The organism is Xanthomonas sp. D-99, from assembly GCF_017746145.1.
Lineage (GTDB): Bacteria > Pseudomonadota > Gammaproteobacteria > Xanthomonadales > Xanthomonadaceae > Xanthomonas > Xanthomonas cissicola.
The window spans coordinates 2,925-7,718 of the sequence record NZ_JAGHWU010000088.1 but is presented as its reverse complement, the minus strand read 5'-3'; the positions used below and the strand labels follow the sequence as shown (position 1 = coordinate 7,718).

General features: G+C 66.0%; 4 protein-coding genes and 3 pseudogenes. 3 read left to right on the top strand and 4 right to left on the bottom strand.

The window, feature by feature from the left end; genetic code table 11:
- The 3 genes and pseudogenes from J7360_RS19985 to J7360_RS21500 all read right to left on the bottom strand — a co-directional run.
- Window positions 1–627, bottom strand: a 627-nt coding sequence (locus J7360_RS19985; RefSeq protein WP_209034616.1) for an MFS transporter, incomplete at its 3' end; no start/stop codon positions are given.
- A 113-nt stretch (window positions 628–740) separates the two neighbouring features.
- Complete coding sequence (locus J7360_RS19980) at window positions 741–1,268, bottom strand: YdeI/OmpD-associated family protein (protein ID WP_343237361.1); 528 nt, start codon at window positions 1,266–1,268, stop codon at window positions 741–743.
- Window positions 1,269–1,316: 48 nt separating this feature from the next.
- Window positions 1,317–1,499, bottom strand: a pseudogene (locus J7360_RS21500) (LysR family transcriptional regulator); the annotation flags it as partial.
- Window positions 1,500–1,599: 100 nt separating this feature from the next.
- Between J7360_RS21500 and J7360_RS19970 the strand changes: the two are divergent.
- The 3 genes and pseudogenes from J7360_RS19970 (at window position 1,600) to J7360_RS19960 (ending at window position 4,522) form a co-directional block, all read left to right on the top strand.
- Window positions 1,600–2,433 carry an SDR family oxidoreductase gene (locus J7360_RS19970; protein WP_057663958.1) on the top strand — a complete coding sequence of 278 codons (834 nt, stop codon included), beginning with the start codon at window positions 1,600–1,602 and terminating at the stop codon, window positions 2,431–2,433.
- A gap of 155 nt (window positions 2,434–2,588) precedes the next feature.
- Window positions 2,589–3,136 (top strand): annotated as a pseudogene (locus J7360_RS19965) (RNA 2'-phosphotransferase).
- 120 nt (window positions 3,137–3,256) lie between these two features.
- Window positions 3,257–4,522, top strand: coding sequence for a phospholipase D-like domain-containing protein (locus tag J7360_RS19960; protein ID WP_007964982.1), 1,266 nt, complete (start codon window positions 3,257–3,259; stop codon window positions 4,520–4,522).
- A gap of 23 nt (window positions 4,523–4,545) precedes the next feature.
- On the opposite strand, the pseudogene J7360_RS19955 reads toward J7360_RS19960, so the two are convergent.
- Window positions 4,546–4,794: pseudogene (locus J7360_RS19955) on the bottom strand (hypothetical protein); the annotation flags it as partial.

Sequence of the window (4,794 nt, the reverse complement as noted above, 5' to 3'; positions counted from 1 at the left end):
GCCGATGCCGCCCAGCCCGAACGCCACGCGCCAGCCCCATTCGGAGACCTGCGACGCATCGAAGAAATGCAACATGATCAGCAATGTGGTCTGCGCCAGTACGTGCCCGCCCACCAGCGTCACGTAATGGAACGAGGACAAGAAGCCGCGCCGGCCCGGAATCGCCGCTTCGGACATGTACGTGGCGCTGGTGCCGTATTCGCCACCGGTCGCAAAGCCCTGCAGCAGGCGTGCCACCAGCAAGATGATCGGCGCAGCGATGCCGATCGTGGCCACCGTGGGCGTGATTGCAATGACGAACGAGCACAGCGCCATCACCGACACCGAAATGGTCAGCGCCAGACGGCGGCCATAACGGTCTGCGAAGCGACCGAAATACCACGCGCCGATCGGGCGCATCAGGAACGTCATCGCGAAGATCGCCCACACGAACATGGTGGCGTTCTTGTCTTCCTTGGAGAAGAACTGCGACTCGAAGTAGGTGGCGAACACCGAATAGACGTAGACGTCGTACCACTCGACGAGGTTGCCGGCCGAGCCCTTGAGCGTGTTGGACACCGAGCGGCGAAGGCTACCGGCAGCTGTGCCAGAACCGGCAGCGATCGGAGACGATGGGGGTGCGCTCATGCGGTCAGAACCTCTTCGGTGGGACAGCCCCGGAGTATAGGTGCGCGCTTGTGTGACGCATGTAAGCATTTTGGCTTATAGATGGCGGCAACTCGCGCACCGGGCCGCCTGCTTCAGCCCGCTTTTGGCGTGGGTGCCGCCAGCGCGTGGCGGTCCTTGCCCAAGCGATCGAAACAGCACGCACGCCGCTTGCCCGAGGCCAGCATGGCGCATGCGGTGGCGATGCGCTTGCTCCGCGTTTGGGCCTTTTTGCCGGACACCACCCAGAAGATCCACTCGCGCCGCGCCACGGCGGTGACGTCGTCCCAGGTCGCACACGCGGTCGGCTGCGCGGCCAACGCTGCATGCAGGTCGTCCGGCACCAGCGGCGCGGGTTCTTCGGCAACGGGCGCCAGCGCGAGCGCCACCATGTCCTGCGGCACCGACTCGCTGAAGCGAATGCCGGCATCGCATCCTGCAGCCACGATATCCACCAGCCGGCCTTCGCTCACCAGATCCACCGATAGCGCCGGGTGGCGCGCCAGCACGTGCGGCACCACCTGCTGCAGCAATACCTGCACCACCACTTCCGGTGCGTTGATGCGCACCGTGCCGGTGGGCCCGCCACGGAAATCGTCCAGCGCCAGCAACGCGTGGTCCACCTCCTGCAGCGCCGGTACCAGCCTTGCGTACAGGCGTTCGCCGGCTTCGGTCAGCGACACGCTACGGGTGGTTCGGTGCAGCAGCCGCACGCCGAGATTGCGCTCCAGCGCGCTGATCACATGGCTGAGCGAAGACGGCGCCAAGCCCACCTCAGCGGCGGCGCGCCGAAAGCTGCGGTGCGTGGCGACCGCAGTGAAGGCGACCAGATCGTTGAAGCTGGGCTTGGACATTGGTGGTAAAACCGCATCAAGTCATTCGAATTTTATGGCATAGACCCAGCAATACCCGTTTCCTAGAGTGAAGCCTTCTCCAGCGAACAAGGCCACTCCCATGTCCAAGACCTGGCTCATCACAGGCGCATCGTCCGGCTTCGGCCGCCTCCTGGCGGAGACCGTGCTGGCGCGCGGCGATCGGATCGTCGCCACCGTCCGCAAACCACACGCGCTGGCCGATCTGCAGGCCCGGTATGGCGATGCAGCGACGGTGCTGCAGCTGGACGTGCGCGAGACTGCAGCCGTGCACGCAGCGGTGGCACAGGCATTCGCAGCGCTGGGTCGCATCGATGTGGTGGTCAGCAACGCCGGCTACGGCACGCTGGGCGCGGCCGAGGCCGCCACCGAAGCGCAGGTCCGCGCGGTCATCGACACCAACCTCATCGGCTCCATCGCACTGATCCAGGCCGTGTTGCCGGGGCTGCGCCAGCAGGGCGGCGGGCACGTGGTGCAGGTGTCATCGGAAGGTGGGCAGATCGCCTATCCCGGCTTCAGCCTGTACCACGCCAGCAAGTGGGGCATCGAAGGCTTCGTCGAAGCCGTGCAGCAGGAAGTGGCCGGCTTCGGCATCCACTTCACCCTGGCCGAGCCTGGCCCGGCCCGCACCAATTTCGGCGCCGCGTTGGTACGCACCCACATTCCTGCCGACTACGCCGACACGCCGGTCGGAGCGCTCAGCCGCGCACTGGACGATGGCAGCTGGGTCATCGCTGGCGACCCGCAACGCATGGTGGACGCGATGATCGCCAGCACCGAACACGCCCCGCCACCGCGGCGGCTGGTGATGGGTGCCAGCGCCTACCATTCCATCCGGCAGGCCCTGGGCGCCCGCCTGGCCGAACTCGAGGCGCAACGCGGCATTGCCATGTCGACCGACAGCCCGCCACCGTGATGCGGCAGACGCAGAAGTGGATGTGGATGTGCGCCTGCGCGACGCCGCATGCAGACACGCGCTGCATGCCGCATCGTGCAATGCGTCGGGTCTGCCGCAGCACGCGGCACTAGAGTCGCATCCACGCGCCACGCGCCACGCCCCCAACACCGCACATGCGCTCGCTGCACACCGAGACCAGCAAGTTCCTCCGATGTCCTTCGGCATGCGCCGCAGTCCATCGGGCTGACGCTGGATCGCGAAGGATGGGCCGACATCGATGCCCTGATCGCTGCCGCCGCTGCCGCTGGAAGGGCGCGTGACGCAGACCTGATCCGTGCAGTGGTCTCCAGCAACGACAAGCAGCGCATTGCGCTGTCTGCCGATGGTCGGCAAATCCGCGCAGTCCAAGGCCACTCCACAGCGACCGTCGCTCTGGCGCATGTGGCGCGCATGCCACCGTCGATGCCGTACCCCGGCACCGCGACCGGCTTTCTCGAAGCGATCCTTGTCCAAGGTCTGCAGCCCGGGCAACGCTATCATGTGCATCTGTCCGCTGATCCGCAGACCGCCGCCACGATCGGCGCACGGCACGGCGCACCTGGCGTGCTACGCGTGCACAGCCTGCAGATGCACGAGGACGGCGATGTTTTTTCACCAGGCCGACAACGGCATCTGGCTGACGTTGCATGTACCACCGAACTACCTGCATCTGGTGGAGTGAGGCAGGCAGCACATCGCGTGCATCCCACCTGCTGCAGCCCCTTCACAAACCCCATGCCACCGGCCTTGCCAAAATGCCGGCCGCTTGCGCCCGCAGTGGCGGGACATCGGAGTGGGATGCATGACATGGATCATCGTGGCCGCCGTGGCGGTCACCTTGCTGGTGGGGCTGCTGCTGCTCAACTTCGCCACGCCGGAGAAAAAGCTCGAGCACATCCCCAAACACCTGTACGACGTCGCCGATCCGCAATTTAAGCGCGAGATGTCGGTGTTGCTGGGGCCGGCCATCCTGCCCGGCAACAGGATCGACGTGCTCAATAACGGCCGCGAGATCTTTCCAGCCATGCTGGACGCGATCCGCAGCGCGCAGCACACCATCACCTTCGAGACCTATATTTATTGGTCGGGCGAGATCGGCCGCGAGTTCAGCGACGCCTTGTCCGAGCGCGCGCGTGCCGGGGTGGCCGTGCGGGTCACCATCGACTGGGGCGGCAGCCTGAAGATGGACCATGCGCTGGTGGAGACCATGACCGAGGCCGGCGTGGAGGTGCATCGCTACCGCCCCCTGGCCTGGTACAACCTGCACCGCATCAACAACCGCACCCACCGCAAGTTGCTGGTGATCGATGGCCGCATCGGCTTCACCGGTGGGGTCGGCGTGGCCGACCAATGGATGGGCGACGCGCAGGACCCGGACCATTGGCGCGACACCCACTACCGCATCGAGGGCCCGGTGGTGGCGCAGGTGCAGACCGCCTTCAACGACAACTGGATCAAGACCACCGGCCGTGTGGTCAACGGCGCGCAATATTACCCGGCGCTGGAGTCTGCCGGCGACAGCGATGCGCAGTTGTTCGTGGCCTCGCCGGCCGGCGGCAGCGAAAGCATGCACCTGATGTATCTGATCGCCATCGCCGCCGCACGCCACACCATCGACCTGGCTGCGGCGTATTTCGTACCCGATGCCTTGATCACCCGCTCGCTGCTCGAAGCACGCACGCGCGGCGTGCACATTCGCGTGCTGCTGCCCGGCAAGCATATCGATGCAGTCTCGGTCCGGTTGGCTTCCAAGGCCAGCTGGGAGCCGTTGCTGCAGGCCGGCATCGAGATCCACGAATACCAGCCCACCATGCTGCATACCAAACTGCTGATCATCGACGGCCTGTTGGTCTCGGTGGGCTCCACCAATTTCGACATCCGCTCGTTCCGCCTCAACGACGAGGCCAGCCTGAATGTCTACGACCGCACGCTGGCTGCACGCATGACCGAGGTGTTCGAGCGCGATCTGCAACGTGCCGAGCAATATTCGCTGGAGCGCTGGCGCGCGCGGCCGTTGCGGCAGAAGCTTGGCGAGAAGCTGGTGTTTCCGTTCCGCTCGCAGGTGTGAACGCGCAGGGCGGGTGGCGGCGCCTAGAGCGCCGGCCTTGCCAAGTTTGCTTGAAGGCGCAGCTGGCGCAGCCGCCACCACAACCCGCCCACGTGCACCAGCGAATACAGCACCAGTGCCGCGGCAATCCCCAGGGTCAGCGGGCTGGCCTGCGAACCGGCCGCCGCCGCACCGGCAGTGAATGCGCCATCGGCCCAGCGCCAGGCCAGGCGCCCCAGCAGCACCAGCATCAAACCGCCGCCGATCCAGGGATTGGGCGTGTACCAGCCTTG

Excerpts from the sequence above, each read along its gene's own strand:
- J7360_RS19970 (WP_057663958.1), top strand. The coding sequence starts at position 1,600 with ATGTCCAAGACCTGGCTCATCACAGGCGCATCGTCCGGCTTCGGCCGC.
- J7360_RS19960 (WP_007964982.1), top strand. The coding sequence starts at position 3,257 with ATGACATGGATCATCGTGGCCGCCGTGGCGGTCACCTTGCTGGTGGGG.